General features: G+C 61.7%; 13 protein-coding genes. 2 read left to right on the top strand and 11 right to left on the bottom strand.

Annotated elements, in window-relative coordinates:
• Window positions 1-166 precede the first annotated feature (166 nt).
• From EDD52_RS20790 to EDD52_RS20800, 3 genes are read right to left on the bottom strand one after another with little or no spacing between them, the layout of a single operon-like run.
• Entirely contained in the window at window positions 167-2179 is a 2013-nt protein-coding gene (locus EDD52_RS20790) for a type IV secretory system conjugative DNA transfer family protein (RefSeq protein WP_132248550.1), read from the bottom strand.
• Window positions 2176-4626: a relaxase/mobilization nuclease domain-containing protein gene (locus EDD52_RS20795; protein WP_132248551.1), complete on the bottom strand. Its 2451-nt coding sequence runs from the start codon at window positions 4624-4626 to the stop codon at window positions 2176-2178. Before EDD52_RS20795 ends, EDD52_RS20790 begins: the two co-directional genes overlap by 4 nt.
• A complete protein-coding gene (locus EDD52_RS20800; protein WP_132248552.1) occupies window positions 4623-5174 on the bottom strand; it encodes a hypothetical protein in 552 nt (183 codons plus the stop codon). Before EDD52_RS20800 ends, EDD52_RS20795 begins: the two co-directional genes overlap by 4 nt.
• A 417-nt stretch (window positions 5175-5591) precedes the next feature.
• On the opposite strand from EDD52_RS20800, the gene EDD52_RS20805 reads away from it, so the two are divergent.
• Window positions 5592-5885: a hypothetical protein gene (locus tag EDD52_RS20805; protein WP_132248553.1), complete on the top strand. Its 294-nt coding sequence runs from the start codon at window positions 5592-5594 to the stop codon at window positions 5883-5885.
• Between the two features lie 65 nt (window positions 5886-5950).
• Here the strand turns inward: EDD52_RS20805 and EDD52_RS20810 are convergent, their stop codons facing one another.
• The 5 genes from EDD52_RS20810 to EDD52_RS20830 all read right to left on the bottom strand — a co-directional run bounded on the left by EDD52_RS20810 (window position 5951) and on the right by EDD52_RS20830 (window position 12376).
• Window positions 5951-6643, bottom strand: coding sequence for an IS6 family transposase (locus tag EDD52_RS20810; protein WP_132248554.1), 693 nt, complete (start codon window positions 6641-6643; stop codon window positions 5951-5953).
• Window positions 6644-7045: 402 nt separating this feature from the next.
• Window positions 7046-8236, bottom strand: a complete 1191-nt coding sequence (locus tag EDD52_RS20815; RefSeq protein ID WP_132248555.1) for an enolase C-terminal domain-like protein — start codon at window positions 8234-8236, stop codon at window positions 7046-7048.
• A 10-nt stretch (window positions 8237-8246) separates the two neighbouring features.
• Window positions 8247-9191 (bottom strand): dihydrodipicolinate synthase family protein, encoded by a 945-nt coding sequence (locus tag EDD52_RS20820; protein ID WP_132248556.1) that lies wholly within the window; start codon window positions 9189-9191, stop codon window positions 8247-8249.
• A gap of 69 nt (window positions 9192-9260) precedes the next feature.
• A complete protein-coding gene (locus EDD52_RS20825; protein ID WP_132248557.1) occupies window positions 9261-10319 on the bottom strand; it encodes a type 2 periplasmic-binding domain-containing protein in 1059 nt (352 codons plus the stop codon).
• A 32-nt stretch (window positions 10320-10351) separates the two neighbouring features.
• Complete coding sequence (locus EDD52_RS20830; protein WP_165907613.1) at window positions 10352-12376, bottom strand: tripartite tricarboxylate transporter permease; 2025 nt, start codon at window positions 12374-12376, stop codon at window positions 10352-10354.
• A 222-nt stretch (window positions 12377-12598) separates the two neighbouring features.
• Between EDD52_RS20830 and EDD52_RS20835 the strand changes: the two genes are divergently transcribed.
• Complete coding sequence (locus tag EDD52_RS20835; protein WP_132248559.1) at window positions 12599-13582, top strand: LacI family DNA-binding transcriptional regulator; 984 nt, start codon at window positions 12599-12601, stop codon at window positions 13580-13582.
• Here the strand turns inward: EDD52_RS20835 and EDD52_RS20840 are convergent.
• The 3 genes from EDD52_RS20840 to EDD52_RS20850 are packed head-to-tail and all read right to left on the bottom strand — an operon-like array spanning window position 13579 to window position 17202.
• Entirely contained in the window at window positions 13579-14214 is a 636-nt protein-coding gene (locus tag EDD52_RS20840) for a 2-hydroxychromene-2-carboxylate isomerase (protein WP_132248560.1), read from the bottom strand. The genes EDD52_RS20835 and EDD52_RS20840 overlap by 4 nt on opposite strands.
• Window position 14215: 1 nt before the next feature.
• On the bottom strand, window positions 14216-15706 hold the full coding sequence (locus EDD52_RS20845) for a sulfatase family protein (RefSeq protein ID WP_132248561.1): 1491 nt from the start codon (window positions 15704-15706) through the stop codon (window positions 14216-14218).
• Entirely contained in the window at window positions 15703-17202 is a 1500-nt protein-coding gene (locus EDD52_RS20850) for a tripartite tricarboxylate transporter permease (protein ID WP_132248562.1), read from the bottom strand. Before EDD52_RS20850 ends, EDD52_RS20845 begins: the two co-directional genes overlap by 4 nt.
• Between the last annotated feature and the right edge of the window lie 7 nt (window positions 17203-17209).

Here is a 17209-nt window from a genome sequence, read left to right on the forward strand (position 1 = left end):
CCCTCTCGGAAAGGGCAAAAGTGGACGACTTTTACGCCGCCCGCGACCGCACTGCGCCGCCGCTACCGTGGCCGAGTATTGCTCCGCCGTTCACACTTGCCGACGCATTGGCAGCTGCCTCGCCCCAGAGTTTCACACTCCCCTACACACCACCGATAGCGTCTGCCTAAGCGGCCTCCGGCCCGTGCTTCTTCTTCAGCTGGTCCTGGGCGTCGGCTACGGTTTCTAGCAAAGCTGCGTGGCCTTCGGGACTCATCTTGCCACCACTCTCCCGTTTGACAGCTTGCTTGGCCCGTCGGTGTAGCGGGTCTGCGGTCCTGGCACTGCGGCTTGCTGCCATATCGTCAATCGCTGCCTGGGTAGTGACGTCTTCTTCGGCCTTTGCATCCCTTGCCGCCTTCCGAACGTCCGTCATGGTCATGGACGTCGCTGCCTGATCGACCTTCGGGTAGGGGTAATCGTAACCGTCCTGGGCTTTGTGAATTTTCAGGATTTCGCGCGACTCGTAATACTTGATCCGGTCAGCCAGGATCGGGTCCTGACGTTCCGGCAGGATAATGATCTTGTCGGGGTCCATGTCACGGATTTCCTGCTTGGACAAAAGCGGGCGATGCTCTGTACTCCGCGTCAGACTGCCTGCGCCAAAACCAACGGCCCGCATGTCTTCCGTTCGTGTCCGTGTCGATCCGGTGCGCGTGCCCAGAGCCGTTTCCAACTCGCTCGCGGTGCGATCTTCGCTGGCCGCGATGTAGAGCTTCACCTGACAGGCGCTTTCGATAGCCTGAATTTCCTCCGGGCTGTACGGTACGGTAATCAAACCGGGAATGGATTGCGTGACGATTGCAAACCGGCCGCCATGGCCCGCTGTCTGCTTCATGGCCTGAACGACCAGAGGCATCCGGCCAAGCTGATCGAACTCGTCCAGGAGCATGAAGATCGGCAGGGGTTCATCCTCGCCGGGTTTGGACGACCGAAGAAAAGAAATGAGGTCCGCAAAGAAGAGCCGAACGAGCGAATTGAGCCGCTGCATATCTTCGGACAGGATCATCAGATAGACCGAAGTCGGTTCGCGGCGCATCTGCGTGAAATCAAAATCGTTGCGACGTGTCACGCGCTCGACCTTGGGGTTGGCCCATTGCGCCAGGCCGGCAACGCTCAGGATGGAAATATAGCTTTGCTGGATCTTCGGATCGAGCGATGCCTTGGTGCTCAACTCGCGGGCTGCTGGCGGGTATTGGCACTCCTTGGCTGCGGCGTGAAGCAAGTCGGCTGAGGACTTGCCCAGATCGGGCCCCTGCCCTGTTCCGAAGATGATGCGATAAATCTCGCCCATCGTCGGATTGCCGCGCTGAACAGCAAGGATGCCTGCGGCGACGAACAACAGGATTGAGCCTTCGAGCCAGTCCTGATTGCCGTCTGACTGGAGAAACAGTTGCGCGATCCGCTCAAGGCCCGTCCACAATTCCTCCATGTCTTCAATGTCTGAAAGCCGGGCCAGCGGGTTGTATTGATGGGTCGGGTTCTTGAAATCAAGCGGCGCGAAGCGGAAAACCTTGTCACCCATCTGTTCGCGGGCCCGTGCGGTCTCATCCCAAAGCTCGCCTTTCACATCCAGCACGACCATCGAGCCGGGAAAGGTCAGGGCGTTGGGAATGACGAAGCCGACACCTTTTCCGGATCGGGTGGGGGCAACCATCAGCACGTTGCTGACCGAACTGTAACTGGCTGCAATATAGCGCAGCTTGCGAACACGGAACGGCAAGGCATCTGTCAGGTGGTTGCTTGACGCCTTGACCTTGATCGGACGGTCAGGACGCTGCGCGGGCGGAGGGATCTGCTCGCCCAGGACAAAGCCGTAACCAACCGGCTGAACCATCTTGTTGCGGCGCAGGCTGGACAAGGATTGAAAGCGCCGCTGTCCGTAGCTGACCAACCTGTCCCAGATGACCGTCGCGACACCGACGACCAGAAACAAAGCAACGCATCCCGCCACGATGAAATGCCCCGTCAGGTAAGGCTGCGCGCTCCAAAGCCCATCCTTCATCGTCTGGTAATGCAGCAGGAGATCGGTTGTCAGAATGTCTCGCCGCAAGGCAACTGTCAGATAGACACTGGCAAGGACGGATCCGGCAACCAGGCCGCACAGGACAGCCAGCAGGCTTGCGATAAACAGTCTCATATCGAATATCCCCTGCCCCGCGAATAATTGGGATCGACCGCCTCAAGGCCCGCCTCGATCTCATCAAGCGACAGCCCGACATCGACTGACTTCGCGTTCTTGAGCAGCTCCTTCGCCGCAAGCCGCTGGTTGGCGGGGGTGTCGATATATTCGGAAAGGGAATCCACATTGCCGGAGGCGATCTCCTGCATGGCCCCCCTGCCCTCCAGGGCGACAAAGGCGGTCAACACATGTCGGCCGACTACGCTGTCGGCCAGATCGGCGCGCCCCGTGGTGGCGGCTGTGCTTGCGATATCCTGGAGAACCCGCGCAACACCGTCGCGATCATAGACCTTGCTGTTTGCGATGATCCTTTCTTCGACATTGCCAAGTTCGAGCTGCAATTCCCGGTAGTCGCGTTCGGCCTGACGATAGGCAGCAACATACGCGCTCGCATCGTTCGGCGCCGCATCTGCTCGCCCGAGCCCCGCTACAACGTCACCCTCAATCTCCGTGCTGCGTTCGGAGATATAGGCGTGGCTGTAGCCCTTGGCCCGCAGACGGCGCACCTCGGCGTCGATGCCAGCTTTGATCGTCGCGTCCTCCAGATCGCGCCGTTCCTGAATAGCACTCCGCATTGCGTCAATCTGGGCCTGCTGTTCGTCGCTGAGCTCGGCGCCGCGGAAGAACGCATCGGAGCGGTCCACCGTGTCTCTCAGCAGCGCGTCGGCCCGTGCGCTGTCGGTGACGTCAAAGTCTCCGCGTTCGCGCCGCTCATGAAGATCAAGGGCAGCTTTGGCCACTCCGGTCGGATCGCGCGGCTCGGAGTGGCGCGCAACAACCAGCGGCTCAAATGTCGTGTAGACGCCAAAGCCAGCATCATCGAACTCTGCGCGCACGCCGTTTTCGACTTCTTGGAGCGTCTTGCGGCGTTCGGCCTCTAGACCCTCATACGCGACCGCTCTCGTTCTGCCGTCGAAAACCGTCACGCCGCGCGCAGCCACGATCTTCGCAATGTCCTCGCGTTCCATCCTGGCATTCTCAATCGGATCATCAACGGCGTTGATAAGCCGTTCCTGCATTTGCAACGGATCAATCCCCAGAGCGGCGGCCTGCCTGACGTAGGATTTCATCTCCTTGGGGATTTCCTCAAGCCGGTGGCTGTGCATCTCTTCGTAAGCCTCGGCCACGGCGGGCATCACGGCGGCAAATCTGGACGGCACCTCGCCAGTGACCAGATAGGTATCGAGCACGTTTTCATTCACGAATTCACGCAACAGATCGGTGTCATCCTCATCGACATAAAGCGCCGCGCGCGCTTCCAAGGCGCCGACATTCGCAATGAGATAGGACGACGGCGTGGCCTTGAAGCCGGGCCAGATCGTGTCTTCGGTCAGATCGGGCGTCACATCCGTTTCGATGATGTTCAGGGCCGCGTCGATCGTCCCCATGATCTGCGCGCGTTCCCCGTCGGACAACGCCTCGATCTGCTCTCGGTTCTGCTCTGCCCAACCGATCAGCGACCTGCGGATGTCCTGACGGTCGGCATTGATATCCAGTTCAATTTCCATCATCGGTCCTTTCGGGATGTCCTCGCCCGCGAGCAAGGCGGCTGATGAAATATACGCACGGTTCGCAATCATCGGAGCGCCGATGGTCAGGGCAAAATCCGCCAGGGTGGCGTAAAGCTCGGCCGTGCGCCGCATGTCGTCTCTGCGCCAATCGGCGGTGATGTCAGCCTCCACAGCCTCCGTCGAAAGGGTGCGCCCCTCGCGCTTTGCGTGCAGCTCTTCGCTGGTGATGGGCTTGCCATAAAGCCCGCGGTCGGCACGGCTCAGGCTTTCGAGCCGGAGGCCGTACTCGTCCGCAATATCCGTCATGCGGTCGCGCATCATCTGCGGGGTGAAGAACCCTTCGGACGATATGGAAAACCATGTGCCGCCAAGCCCCCGATTGTTCAGGATGATATGGACATGGGGGTTTGCAGTATCGGTGTGGAGCGCTGCGACATACTCCCAAGCATCAGCAACATGCACCTCCTCCTCGAACATTTCCGCACACCATTGCTGCGCGACCATGAAAGCGGCGTCCTGGGACACATCGTCGGGAAACGACAAGACCATGTGGCTCGTGTGGCCGTTGCGGGGGCGCCCTTTCCAATCCTGCGACCAGGCGCTCATGAGCTGGTCAAGATCGGCCTGCTCGAAGACGTCGCCTTCGGCATGAATACCCGTCGCAAAGCCGAACGTCCCCTTGGCCTTGCCATTGACGTAGGCGAGCTGCCCCGCAAGCTGCTTGGTGTGCTGCACGCCCGCGCCGGGAATACGCTTCACGAAGGCACTGCCCGTCGATGTGAGACTTTTCCAGACCCGCTCAGCGCGCGGCTTTGCGCCGCCACCAACCGCCGTCTGGCCCATGCCGCGATTGGCCCGGATCAGAATTTCATCAAGGAAGCTGGACGCCGTCATGTGCGATCGCCGGTATGAAGGGCCGCCCTGCCCTTCTGGCGGACTTCCCGAAACGCCGACGACAGCCGCGCATCGAGCGCCGCGTAGGAGCGTTTCAGATCTGCAAGAAAGCCTTTGTCCTGCTCTGTGAGCCGCGCTCCGCCCTTCAATGCGGCCTTGTTCAGAGCGAAAGCGATCTGGTTCAGGTTGCGCCCCTGCGCCTTCAGCTCCGCCCGGGCTTCGGAAAGATCGAGATAGTCTTCACGCCGCAGTTCCAGAAAACCAGTGGCCCCGCGGATCAGCGACCTCAACGCCGCAGTCCGCGACGGCAAGCCCGCGTCTGTTACGAAAGCGTTCAGGGCCTGAAATTCTTCCTCCGACAGGCGAATATGGACCACGTGGGACGCCCGGTCCGCTTTCGTGTGGCCATGGCCCATATCCTTTCGCAGAGCGTAGATCGTCGAGATGTGGACGCCAAACTTGGCCGCAACGGCTTTGGCTGATGCCCCTTCCAACAGCATGTTGGAGGCGTCTTTCTTGTGTTTCGAGGCGAACGATTTACGTGCCATCAGGCTCCAACGCGAATTTGTATCACAAACTACATATCCTGCTACCCCTACATACAATGTTGCGAGACATTGTTCAATTTAAAACCCTGCTTTGACCCCACAGGCAACTGGCTGCGGCGCAATGCAAAGACGGTGCGACACAGCGTGTGGAAGCTGTCGCCGGGGCGGCGAGCGGCCCATCCAGCACGCGCCCTTCAATAGGCCCTGCAGCCCAACAGGCTGCCGCCTCCGCAAGAGACACACTTCAGCTCCGGCATGAGCGACAACAATCACCCCCGGACACCCTCTGTCGGGCAGCCTCGGGCCTGACGCGCCCCGCCCTCCTCCTGCGTCTCAGACCTCATGATCTCGAGCGCCATCTTGAATTTGTTCCCTTTATGTTCTATTTAATTAACGACCCAGAAAGGGAGTTACCGGATGGAAAACACCAGCTATGCCCTGCCCGCCACGCCAAGGCAGATCGCCTATGCGCGCGCGCTCGCATCGCGCAACCGGACCCATCTGCCCTGGGAAGTCCAACAGGATCGCCGGTCCCTCAGTGCCTGGATCGAGGCCCAGGCAAAACTGAAACCTGTCACGCAAGACAGCCGCCCGACATCAAAGCAGGTCGCCTTTGCCGAAAAGCTTGCCCGGATCAAGCGACGGGCAGTCCCGGACGAGTGCTTCCGCGACAAGGGCCTGATGTCGAAATGGATCGACGGGAACAAGTGACAGGAGTCTGTTGGGTGGTGTCACGTTAACTCGCCGAGCTTGCAAGTTGGCATGCCGATCGTTGATTAAGCAACGTTTGCCGCAGATTTCCACGCCTCGAATGCTTCTAGCCGATGGTAGCGGATGGTGAGGGCGGAACGCCCGCGGGCTGGTACAGAGAAGGAATTACGGATTGCAGATTGCATCGAGACGAAGCGTTGTAAACTACTCGGCGATCGGAAACCCTGCATCACCCGCTCTCGTTTTCGGAAGGGGAGATGGCTGTTTTCTGCACGGTTATTGAGCCCCTTGTGGGACCAATGATCAAGGCTGGGCGCGACCTCGCGTTTTGCGGCACCATAGGATCGCAATTTGTCCGTAATGATCCTTTTGGGCACGAAGCTCCAACGTTTCATCAGCTTGATCAAAAGCCGCTTTGCGGCGCGTTTGTCTCGCCTCGGTTGAAGGATTTCTTCAAGAACAAGGCCGTTTTGGTCGACGGCGCGCCAGAGCCAGTATGACTGGCTCGCGATCTTCACGACGACTTCGTCCAGATGCCAGACATCGCCGGGGCGCGGCTGCCGTCGCCGTAGAACGTGAGCGATCAGCGGGCCGAACTTGACGGTCCAGCGCCGGATCGTTTCATACGAAACGTCCACGCCACGTTCCAGCATCAACTCCTCGACCTCGCGCAGGCTCAAGTTGAACCGGGCGTAGAGCCAGACAACATGAGCAATGGCTGAGGTGAAAACCGGTGGCGCTTGTAGCTGATTTTCAATGCCTGCATCGACACCGCCTACGCCCAGATCAATGCACCAGCAACCTCAGGCCCGTTAACGTGACAACACCCCAGCTTGGTCGACCTGAAGTCCTCCAAGAACTGTTAGATCGACATGGCCCCTGATCTGAAACGGCTTTACGGTGACCGGCGCTTTGGCACGCCGATCCTGCGCGTATCGTGATGACACGGTGGGAATGCTCCTGCTCGATTGTCGCGCGATTCTTGCCGCACTCTTGTTCTTGGCCCAGAGTTTAGCAGCAGCGGATCCACGCCGAAACACCGGACGCGCGTGCAGTCAGCAAGAAATCGCCCCCGGTCGGCCAAACCTCGCTGGCACAAGATTGACCGCTTGTGCCTATCCGCTCAACAGGGCGATTGGGGGAGTTGTCGCGTCCGCCCGTCAACTGAACGGCCCGGAACCGGACAACCCAAAATGATCCACCCCGGCGAACCGGACCCCCCCTGACGGGTCCAGAACGTGATGGTTCAGCGCGATCCCCCACCCCGCCGCGGCACCAATCGAAATCGCGCCATCCACGGGCGTTTCCGGCGGTGTGGTCAAAGCGGTGCCATAGGCCGGGCTTTCGTCGAATTGCCGTTCGATCATGGTGGTCGCGGTCGCGCTGGCGGCCACGCAGAGCGAGATTGCATCCAGCACCGGTCCGGCGGGGTTGTGAACGGAAAACTCCAAGTCTGACTGCGTCACCAGGTTGGCGATGTCGCAGGCTTCGAACACCCCGCCGCAGGAGCGAAGGTCCGGCATGAAGACGTCCAACGCCCCGGCCCGGATGAAGGCGGCCACATCGGCCAGGCTCGGAATTTCCTCGGCACCCGCCACACGGATGCCTGCGGCATTCGCCGCCTGCCGGATCGCGCGGCAATCGTCCAGCGCGCCCAGCCCTTCGTGGATCGGGGCTTCGATCCAATGAACGTCCCAGGTCGCCATCTCGCGGATCAGGTCAAGTGCCGTCCACCGGTTGAAGCGCCCATGCAGATCGACGTTCAAATAAACATCCGGCCCGATCGCATCCCGCACCGCCGCGATGCAGGCCAGCCCATGATCGATCCTCGCGCGGCTGCTGCCGGACAGGGGATCGGCGGCATTCACGCCGTCAAACGGCGCGATCTTGATCCCGGCGTATTGCGCCGCCACGGCTGCCTGGGCACGCGCGGCCCAGCCGTTGGGCGTGCGGTCCGACGTGCCGCGGTTGATATTGGCGTACATCATGACCCGATCACGCTGTCGTCCACCAAGCAGTTCCGTCGCGGGCAGACCCAGGCCCTTGGCCCGGGCATCCACCAAGGCCTGTTCGACGCCACTGTTAACGTGGCTCGACATGGCATCGCGCATCCGCTTGCGCCGCTGCGCCAGATGCGTCATCGCCTCGGACAGGGTCAGGCCGACAAGGGATGGCATGGCCCCGGACAGGTATTGCAAGACGCCGCTTTCGATCCCGAAATGCGACAGCTCTCCTGTCCCGGTCATCCCGTTGTCCATGCGGATTTCCAGGAAAAGCCAGGCCGTCTTGGCCGAGACCTGGCAGACATGGGTCACATGATCCCGGATGCGGCTGTGTTCCGTGGCGGTCATCGCGGTGTCCTCATGTCAGGGCTGCTTCGCGGGCCGGGCGGTAATCCTTGTGCATCAGCGGCGCCAACCTGTTCAGGATGGTGTCAAGCCGGGCCGAGGCGACCGCATCCAAGGGCTGCGCTCCGGTCTGGCGAAATCCGGACGCGGCGATGACCCCGCGTCGGGCCAGAACGGATTTGTAGGTGGCAATGCCGTAGTGCGCCTCGAAAGACAAAAGCGGCAGCAGGGCTTCGAAGATCTCACGCGCGGCTTCGGCATCCTGCCGTTCCAGTGCCGCCCACAGGGCCACGTGAATGTCCGGCGATTCACAGGCCGGCATCGTGCCACAGGCGCCCCGGGCATGTTCCTCGAACAGATTGATGCCGGCAATCCCGCCCATCACCCCCTTGATCCGGTCCCCCGCAAGGGCCAGGATTTCCGAGATGTAGGTATTGGAGAAGGGCGTCTCTTCCTTCACGTATTCGATTTGCGGGATCGCTTCGACCAGCGACAGGATCGCCGCGGGGGACAAGGACGTGCCGCCGGCCCCGGCATAATTCTGAAGCATGATCGGCAAACGGGTCGCCGCAGCGATCTGGCGAAAATAGTCGACAATCTCGTGCTGGGTCGCTCTTTGAAAGGTCGGCGGCATGGCAAGGATGCCATCCGCGCCCGCGCCTTCGGCGACCCTGGCATGGGCCACCGCCAGCTTGGCGCAACTGCTGGACACGCCCGCGATGACGGGAACCCGGCCCCCGGCCTCATCGGTGATGATCTGGACCACCAGTTTGCGCTCTTCGTCGGACAGGTAGGCGACTTCGCTGGCGTTCGCGGGCGCAACCAGCCCATGCACCCCGCAGTTCAGGTTGAATCGGACCACGTTTCGCAATCCGTGCAGATCGAGATTCAGGTCATCATTAAAGGGCGTGGTGACAATGACATAGACGCCACGCCATCGGGTGTCGGAAAGAGACATGTTTGGTTTCCTGTTTGAAAAGGTCTGGCCGGGCCGCAATCAGCGCGGCCCGGGACGTGCGGTCCGGTTCTATTCGCTCACGATTTCCTGCAACGCCTCGGCCACGCCCGCGGGCATGTCACGGAACCCGGAGAACAGGCTTTCGGACATTTCCGTCGAGTTGAAGGTCGGTGGCTCGGAAATCGTTTCGCGGTATTCCGCCAGGTATTCGGGGTCTGAGGTCGTCTTTTGAAAGGCGTCTTGCAGCACGTCCACTAGCCCCGGTTCCAGCCCCGGGGGGGTGGTTAGCGCGATCGTTGCCGACATGATCTTGGAGCGATACCAGACATAGGCATCCCACCACTGGCCCGAAGGCGCGACCCCATGCAGGGACTGGTGCAACTCGGAAATGCTGGGCAGGGTTTCCGGCAGGCTGGCACTGTCCCGGGGCAGTTCCGCTCCCTGGGCGTCAAAGACCGGGTGGTAGTACACCGCGCCGATGTCTTCGTGATCCCAGCCAAAGAACCGCAGGAATCCGGACAGGCCTGCATGGCCGGCATGCACCTCATCCGCAAGCATGGAAGCGGAAATTTTGGAAAATCCGCCATACCCCGGAATGTAGCGATAGTTGGCATCCAAAACCCGCAACCCGAGGTTCCCCATCGTGCCCATCGCGCTGCCCGCGCCGCGTCCGCCTATCAGCAAGGCGCTGTCGTCTGTGAGGCTGGCGGGGTCGGGTACCCTGTCCTTGCGGGCAGCAAAGACGAGGTTTGTCACCGCGCTGCCGATGATGTCCATGTTCTCCGGCACATAGCGAATGCCCGGTGCCTCGGCGATGACGGCCGCGGCATCAAACCCGCAATAGCACAGGGTAGTGCCGTCCTTCGTGCCGGTCTCATAGACGAAATTCATCGCCGCGGCCCCGCTGCCGCCGGTCTTGTTGATCACGATCACCTCGGGCGTGCCGGGCAAGTGGCGGCCAAAGTACTTCGCGAAAATCCGCCCGTGCAGGTCGCCACCGCTGCCCGGCGGGTTGGAGTTGATGATGGTGATGATCTTGCCCGCGAAATCCTGAGCCTGCGCGACGGTTGCCGCCCCCGCCAGGGCCAGGGCAACGGCCAAGAACTGCGCCTTTTGTTTGATGGACATATTGGTCTCCTCCTTGGTGTTTCGGGTTGGTGTCAATGGATCAGCCAAAGGGGCAGCCAATCGGGCACGAGCCCGTCAATTGGCTGGGCCAAAACCGGCCGGATCCAGAGAATATGGACAAGGCGGTCGTAAAAAAGCACGAGGATCGCCCAGCAAACGCAGGCATATCCCGCGACCGCTGCCCCGCGAAAACGCCCCCACCGCAGCAGGTAGATCGCCACAAAAGCCGGGATCGCCAGTTTCTGGCCGATGAACAGCGCCGCCGCGAACAGCGCCAGCAAGTAGCCGAAGAACATCGCCGCCTTGCGGTTGGTGGTGTCGGCAATCGTCGCTTGCAGGGCCACTTTCACCGCCCCGGGCACACGTGCCAAGCGACGGCTCTGTCCGGACAGCAGGACCAGCACGAGCCCCAGACCCGGCACCGCGGCGATCAGCGGAAAGGCCCGTACAAACGTCGGCCAGGCCAAAGCGGCCAGGCAGGCCCCGGCGAAGACAACCGCCAGCAACACCGCCGTCAGCAGAGACAGGGTCATGTCCTCTTCGTCGTCGGCATCGCTCAGGCTCGCGTTGCCCGTTGACGTGGTCGCCTTCTTGCGCGCGGTGCGGATGGCGAATGCGATGGTCAGCACCACCACGATCCCAAGAACCACGACGATCGGACGCGTCAGCCAGCCAACCCCCTGATGGATTTTCCAGCTCAGAAGAAACGAGTTTTCCATCAACCCGCCAAGGATGAACGCCAGGATCACCGGCGGTCGGGCCCAACCGCCGCGCTTCATCACGAAGCCGATGGCCGAGAACGCCAGCAGCGACACCCAGTCACCGGTGTGGAAATTGGCTGACCAGGCCCCCATCAGGACAAACAGCATCACTCCGGGCACGATCCAATGCGACGGAAGAAAAGCAAGCCGGGCGATATAGCCGCTCCAGACCATCAACACCCCAGCCGCCAGCACATTGGCGATGGCAATCGTCCAGACCATGGAAAAGGTGATGTCCAGATTGGTGGTCAGCATGGCGCGCCCGGGCTGCAAGCCCTGGATCAGCAGCGCTGACAGCAACAGGGCGTTCATCGCCGATCCGGGGATGCCAAAGGCCACGGTCGGGATGAGCGCCCCGCCGCGCACCGCGTTATTTGCCGCCTCGGGCGCAATCACACCGCGAATGTCACCCTTGCCGAAGCGGCTGTTGTCCTTGCTGGACTGAAAGGCGTGGCCATAGGCAATCCAGTCCACGACAGCGCCGCCCAGCCCCGGGATCATGCCGATATAGACCCCGATTGCAGAACACCGCAGCACCAGCCACCATTCGCGAAGGGCCGCGCGCACCCCGGCCATCATCTCGCCCGAGCCACCGTCGCGGTTGTCGACCCTGGAGATCGAACTGTCGCGCAGCGCCAGGTCCATGAGCTCGGGCACGGCGAACAATCCCAGCACCACCGGGATCAGCGGCAGGCTGTCCAACAGATAGGGCGTGCCCAGCCAATACCGCGGGATCGAGGCGTCATCGGCATAGCCGACCGTCGACAGCAACAGCCCGAGACAGGCGCCGATCAGCCCTTTCACCAGCGACGCCCCGCTGAGCGATGAAACCATGACCAACCCCGCGACCGCCAGCATGAACAGTTCGGGATTGTTGAATTTCAGGATGATTGGCAGGGCCAGCGGCAGCGAAACTGCCAACATCAACGCGCCGAAGATGCCGCCAAAAGCCGAAACCGTAAAGGCCGCACCAAAAGCCCGCGCAGCCTTGCCCGACCGGGCCAGCGGATGGCCGTCAAGCACGGTCGCCTGCGACGACGCGGTGCCGGGGATGCCCAACATGACCGAGGGGATGGTATCCGAGGTGGCGGTGACCGCGTAGATGCCCAGCAGCAGTGCAATGGCCTGTGCCGGCTCCATCCCATAGGTGAACGGCAGGGCCAGCACGATGCCCAGGCCTCCGCCAAGTCCCGGCACTGCCCCCAGCCACAGGCCGACGAGGATCCCCAAAAGCAAGTATCCGAAGGCTGGCCATTCAAAGACCAGAAGCGCGCCTGAAATGAATTCCGAAAACACTGAAGCTGATCCCCAATTGATCTGAATGTGCTATGATCATCGATGATCATTCTTGGTAGGTCAATCATTTTGGACCAACCAATCTCAAGAAAAAACCAGCCCTTGACCTTCTGCTTTCTGAACAAGACACTTCAGAAGACTGAAAATGGCAGTTCTTGCCTTCGGGAGAGGCCTTGAAAATGTGAGGCAAGCAATTGAAATGACGTCGTTTTGAAACAAGGCATGCTGAAGATAGAGGACGTGGCCAAAGCGGCCCAGGTGTCCCGGGCCACGGCTTGGCGGGCTCTAAACAGGCCCGACCAAGTGTCGGAAAAAACGGTTGATCGGGTCAAGATGGCCGCGCGGACCATCGGCTATGTGCCGGATATTTCCGCCCGGACGTTGCGTACAAATCAAAGCGGGCTGATCGCCATGATCGTCCCTGCGGTCGATTCGGGCTTTGGCCACGTGATCGAGAAGGTCAGCGAAGTCGCGCTGAACAACGGGCAAGAAATTATCCTTGGCGTCACCGGCTATGACGCGGACAAGGAAAGCGATCTGATCCGCCAGATGCTCGGGCGTCGGGCGTCGGTCCTGATCCTGAGCGGCAATGACCAGTCGGATAATACGCGCGCCCTGATTGCAGCCTCCGGCGTGTCGGTGATCCAGATATGGGAAGTCGACGGAGCGCCCATTCAGACGATGATCGGGTTCTCCAATTTCCGGCTGGGGTATGGCGCAGCGGAATGCCTGATCGGGTCGGGTCGGCGCAACCTCGCATTGTTTTACGCGCCGCGCCGGCCCCGCTCGGCGCGGCGGATTGCCGGGTTCCGCAAGGCGATTTCCGATGCCGGCCTGCACGATTGCGACACGCGTTATGTGGCCTTGCACGATACCCCGGAAGAGATGAGCCAGGCCATTCGGGGCCTGCTTGAGCGCAGCCCCGAGATCGACGGCATTTATGCGAACGGCGATGTTCTCGCCTTGATCTGCGTCTCCGAGCTTGTGGCACAGGGCAAGCAAGTGCCTCGGGATGTCAGCGTTCTTGCCTTCGGTAACCCCTATTTCGCGGACTACGTATCTCCACGGCTGAGCCGCGTTGTGGTGCCCGAGCGGCGCATTGGCGATTTGACCGCGGATGCATTGGCTGAACTGCTGCAATCCGGCACCTATACCAACCAGGTCACGGATCTGGGTTTCGAAATCATCCGCCGAGACTCAGCCTAGACCTGCCTGCGCACCATGAACCATGCGCACATGTCGATCCGGTCCTGGCCAAAGAAAATCTCACCGCCATAGCCAAGACTTGGTGTGCCCCAATGACCTGCCGCCCGCAGCGCCCGGGCATTGGCCTGCAACAGCGCTTCGCAGTCGGGGGCAAGCGCCGTGGCTTGGCTGCGAAAACCCGTCGGATCAAGGCCGCGGGTCGCCAGCGCGGTATCGATTCTGCCCGGCGCGGTCCAACTTGGTCCGCCATTAAACAGGAGGCGGGACAGCGCCAGGTACACCGCCACACCCCGCCCCGTCAGGCAGGCCGCCGCGACAAGGTGGCTGAGGTGGCGGATATGCGGTTGGTCGGGGGCCACCTTTCCGGTGTCCAGGTCCTGCAGCACCGGGTCCGGGACGGGCCAGCCAAAGGCAATGCCCTCCATCGCCGCCACCCGTTCCGCATCGCGCCGCAGGTAGGTCAGCTTGGCCGGGTCGCCGTTTTCGAAAAACCCCGGGTCGCGCAGGGCAATCGGATAGACGGGTCGCAGGTGCAACTTCACGCCTGCTCGATCCGCCAGCGCGACCACGCGGTCCGCCGCCAGGTAGGAATAGGGCGACCGCATGGTGATGTAGAAGTCGAGCTGCGCCATATCAGGCCGGGGCCACCCGTGGCGGCCCGGCGTCGAGCGTGCCCATCATCCGGTCGAGGTGCCGCGCGATCAGATCGGACTTGAGCCCGGCATACCCCGGATCACGCCACAGGCAATGAAATTCCCCGGGGTCTTCGCGCAGGTCGAACAACTCGCCCAGCCCGGGATGCGAATGATAGACCACCAGCTTGTATCGCCCGTCACAGGTCATCGAGGCGCGGGTGTCTTGGGTCACCTCGCTTGAGCCCAGCGAGTCGTTGAAATCCGTCACCACCGTGTCTTTGTGCGCCGCCGCGCCGGCAAAGACCGTGCCGGTCAGGCTTTGGCCCTGAATGGTGTCGGAGATGTCGATCCCGGCGAGGTTTAGCAGCGTGGGCGCAATATCGATGCTTTCGACCATCGCCTGCGACCGCTGCCCTCGAGGCACACCCGGCCCGGCGATGATCAGCGGCACATGTACCAGCCCTTCGAAAAAGCGGCAGCCTTTGTAGAGCAAACCGTGATCACCCAGCATCTCTCCATGGTCGCTGGTGAAGATGATCACCGTATTGTCGATCTGGCCACTGGATTCCAGGTGGTCGAGAATGCGCCCGAACTGATGATCCAGGTTCTCTATCATCGCGTAATAGGCAGCCTTGACCGCCATGCCGTCGAACTCTTCGGGCGGTCTGGCGCCGCGTTCGTCACCCTCGGGGATGACATGTGCGGCGCGGGCGACAGCGCTGAGCATCGGATTGACGGCGCGACGCTTCTGGCTCCGCACATCTGCAAACCGCGCCTGATGGGCAATGTCGCTGTCGCGGAACAGGGGCGGCGTCAACCCGCCGCCATCACGGAAGCGCGCCATCGCCTCGGGCGGCGGGTTGAAGGGTGGATGCGGGTCAAAGGGGTTGAGGCTCAGCATCCAAGGGCCGTCGCGGGCCTCCTCGACAAAGTTGATGGCACGGTCGGCGATCCAGGCCGCCTGGTGCAGTTCGGCCGGGACACCGATCGAAAGATACGGCGGCTTGCCGGGAAACATGTCCTCCGGGCGTAGCCCCTTATCACGCAGCCAGTGCCAATAGCCGTTACTTCCCTGCACCTTCTCCCAGCCGGGATTCTGACACCAGTCGAACATGCGATAGCCATCGTCGGGCCGCGCCTCGAGCCGGGTGGCGGTGGACAGGTGCAGCTTGCCGATCAGCCCGCAATCATAGCCCGCATCGGCCAGAGTCTTGGTGACCAGCCGTTCAGTCTCGGGGAAATAGGCATTGCCGTTGCGATAGACTCGATGGGCCGCCGGATAGCGTCCGGTGAGAAAGCTGGCACGACTGGGGGTGCAGATCTGGTTCTGGACATAGCAATTGTCGAAACTCATGCCGCGCGCCGCCAGCCGGTCGATGTTGGGCGTCCTGATTTCGGCGTTGCCCAAGGCAGAGATTGTATCATGCCGCATCTGGTCAGCACAGAACCAGAGGATGTTGGGGCGTGGATTTTGTTGGAATTGTGTCATCCCTGGGCCACCTTGCCCCCGGCCCGCCGCTTGCGCAGCCAGGTGCTGATGGCGGGCCAGCAGAGCGAAGCGATGGAGATGGCCAGGAAGCTGGCGGCGAAGGGCCGGGTGAAGAGCGGCTCAAGGCTGCCGCCGGTGGACATCAGGCCGGAGCGCAGGTGTTCCTCAGCGATGGGGGCTAGGACAAAGCCGATCACGAAGGGGCCCAGCGGCATCTTTGCCCGCTCCATCACGAAGCCCAGCAGCCCCAGCGCCAGCATCACCCAGACGTCGAAGAAGCTATTGCCTACGGCAAAGATGCCGATGACGCAGAACACGAGGATCGAGGTTAGCAAGAAGGCGCGCGGAACATAGAGCACCTTGGCGATATGGCGCACCGCCAGCATCATGATCACGAACATGATCAGGTTGCCCACCAGGTAGGCGGCGATCACGCCATAGGCCACCTCGGGAGCGTTTATGAACAGAAGCGGGCCGGGTTCCAGGTTGTGAATGATCAGCGCGCCGATCAGGATGGCATCGACCACCGAGCCGGGAATGCCCAGGGTGATCAACGGGATCAGCGCCCCGCCCACCGCCGCGTTGTTAGCTGTCTCGGCGGCGACAACCCCCGGCTCATGCCCGGTGCCGAACTTCTCAGGCTCTTTCGAGGCGCTGCGGGCGGCGGAATAGCTGAGCATTGAGGCGATGTTCGATCCGATCCCCGGCAGGATGCCGATCCAGGTGCCGATCAGGCTGGAGCGCAGGAAATTGCCGCTGTGTCGGCGGCAGTCGCCCAGCGACAGCAGCATCCTGCCTTCGGCCAGGTCGGCCTTGGGTGGCCGGACGTCGATGTTAATGATGTCCTTGATGATCTGGCTGATGGCAAAGGCGCCGATCAGAACCGGCAGGAGGCTCAGACCGCCCTCGAAGGCATCAACGCCAAAAGTCAGCCGCGGCATACCCGACGACGGATCGATCCCCGGCATGTGGATCAGCATGCCCAGGCATGCGGCGATCAGCCCTTTGAGCAGCGATCCCTGGCTGAGACTGGACAGCATGACCAGCGCCATCAGCACCATGGTGAAATATTCCCAGGGGCCGAAGGTGATGGCCAGCCGCGAAAACGGCGGCGCCAACAGCGCCAGCACGAGAAAGGAGATCATGCCGCCGACGAAGGAGGCGGTGATGCCCAGGCCCAGGGCGCGGGCCGCCCTGCCCTGTTGCGTCATGGGATAGCCGTCGAAGGTGGTCATGATCGACGAGGGCGTGCCCGGCATCCGCAACAGCGTGGCCGAGATCTGGCTGCCTGACACCCCGCCGACATACATGCCGACCAGCAGCATGATGGCGTTCACGCTGTCCATGAAGAAGGTCAGCGGCAGGGTCAGGGTGATCAGCATCGTCGTGGTCAGCCCGGGGATCGAGCCCACGACGATCCCCAGAGCCACGCCAAGGAAGACCAGCACAAAGGGCAGCGGCGTCAACAGGTAGAAGAGCGCATCGAAGAATGGCATGTCGGTC

This window comes from Primorskyibacter sedentarius, assembly GCF_004342065.1.
In the GTDB taxonomy this organism is placed as follows: domain Bacteria; phylum Pseudomonadota; class Alphaproteobacteria; order Rhodobacterales; family Rhodobacteraceae; genus Primorskyibacter; species Primorskyibacter sedentarius.

Bases quoted from the DNA above. Each gene is read 5' to 3' on its own strand.
- EDD52_RS20790 (WP_132248550.1), bottom strand. From the start codon at position 2,179: ATGAGACTGTTTATCGCAAGCCTGCTGGCTGTCCTGTGCGGCCTGGTT.
- EDD52_RS20795 (WP_132248551.1), bottom strand. From the start codon at position 4,626: ATGACGGCGTCCAGCTTCCTTGATGAAATTCTGATCCGGGCCAATCGC.
- EDD52_RS20800 (WP_132248552.1), bottom strand. From the start codon at position 5,174: ATGGCACGTAAATCGTTCGCCTCGAAACACAAGAAAGACGCCTCCAAC.
- EDD52_RS20805 (WP_132248553.1), top strand. From the start codon at position 5,592: ATGGAAAACACCAGCTATGCCCTGCCCGCCACGCCAAGGCAGATCGCC.
- EDD52_RS20815 (WP_132248555.1), bottom strand. From the start codon at position 8,236: ATGACCGCCACGGAACACAGCCGCATCCGGGATCATGTGACCCATGTC.
- EDD52_RS20820 (WP_132248556.1), bottom strand. From the start codon at position 9,191: ATGTCTCTTTCCGACACCCGATGGCGTGGCGTCTATGTCATTGTCACC.
- EDD52_RS20825 (WP_132248557.1), bottom strand. From the start codon at position 10,319: ATGTCCATCAAACAAAAGGCGCAGTTCTTGGCCGTTGCCCTGGCCCTG.
- EDD52_RS20835 (WP_132248559.1), top strand. From the start codon at position 12,599: ATGCTGAAGATAGAGGACGTGGCCAAAGCGGCCCAGGTGTCCCGGGCC.
- EDD52_RS20840 (WP_132248560.1), bottom strand. From the start codon at position 14,214: ATGGCGCAGCTCGACTTCTACATCACCATGCGGTCGCCCTATTCCTAC.
- EDD52_RS20845 (WP_132248561.1), bottom strand. From the start codon at position 15,706: ATGACACAATTCCAACAAAATCCACGCCCCAACATCCTCTGGTTCTGT.
- EDD52_RS20850 (WP_132248562.1), bottom strand. From the start codon at position 17,202: ATGCCATTCTTCGATGCGCTCTTCTACCTGTTGACGCCGCTGCCCTTT.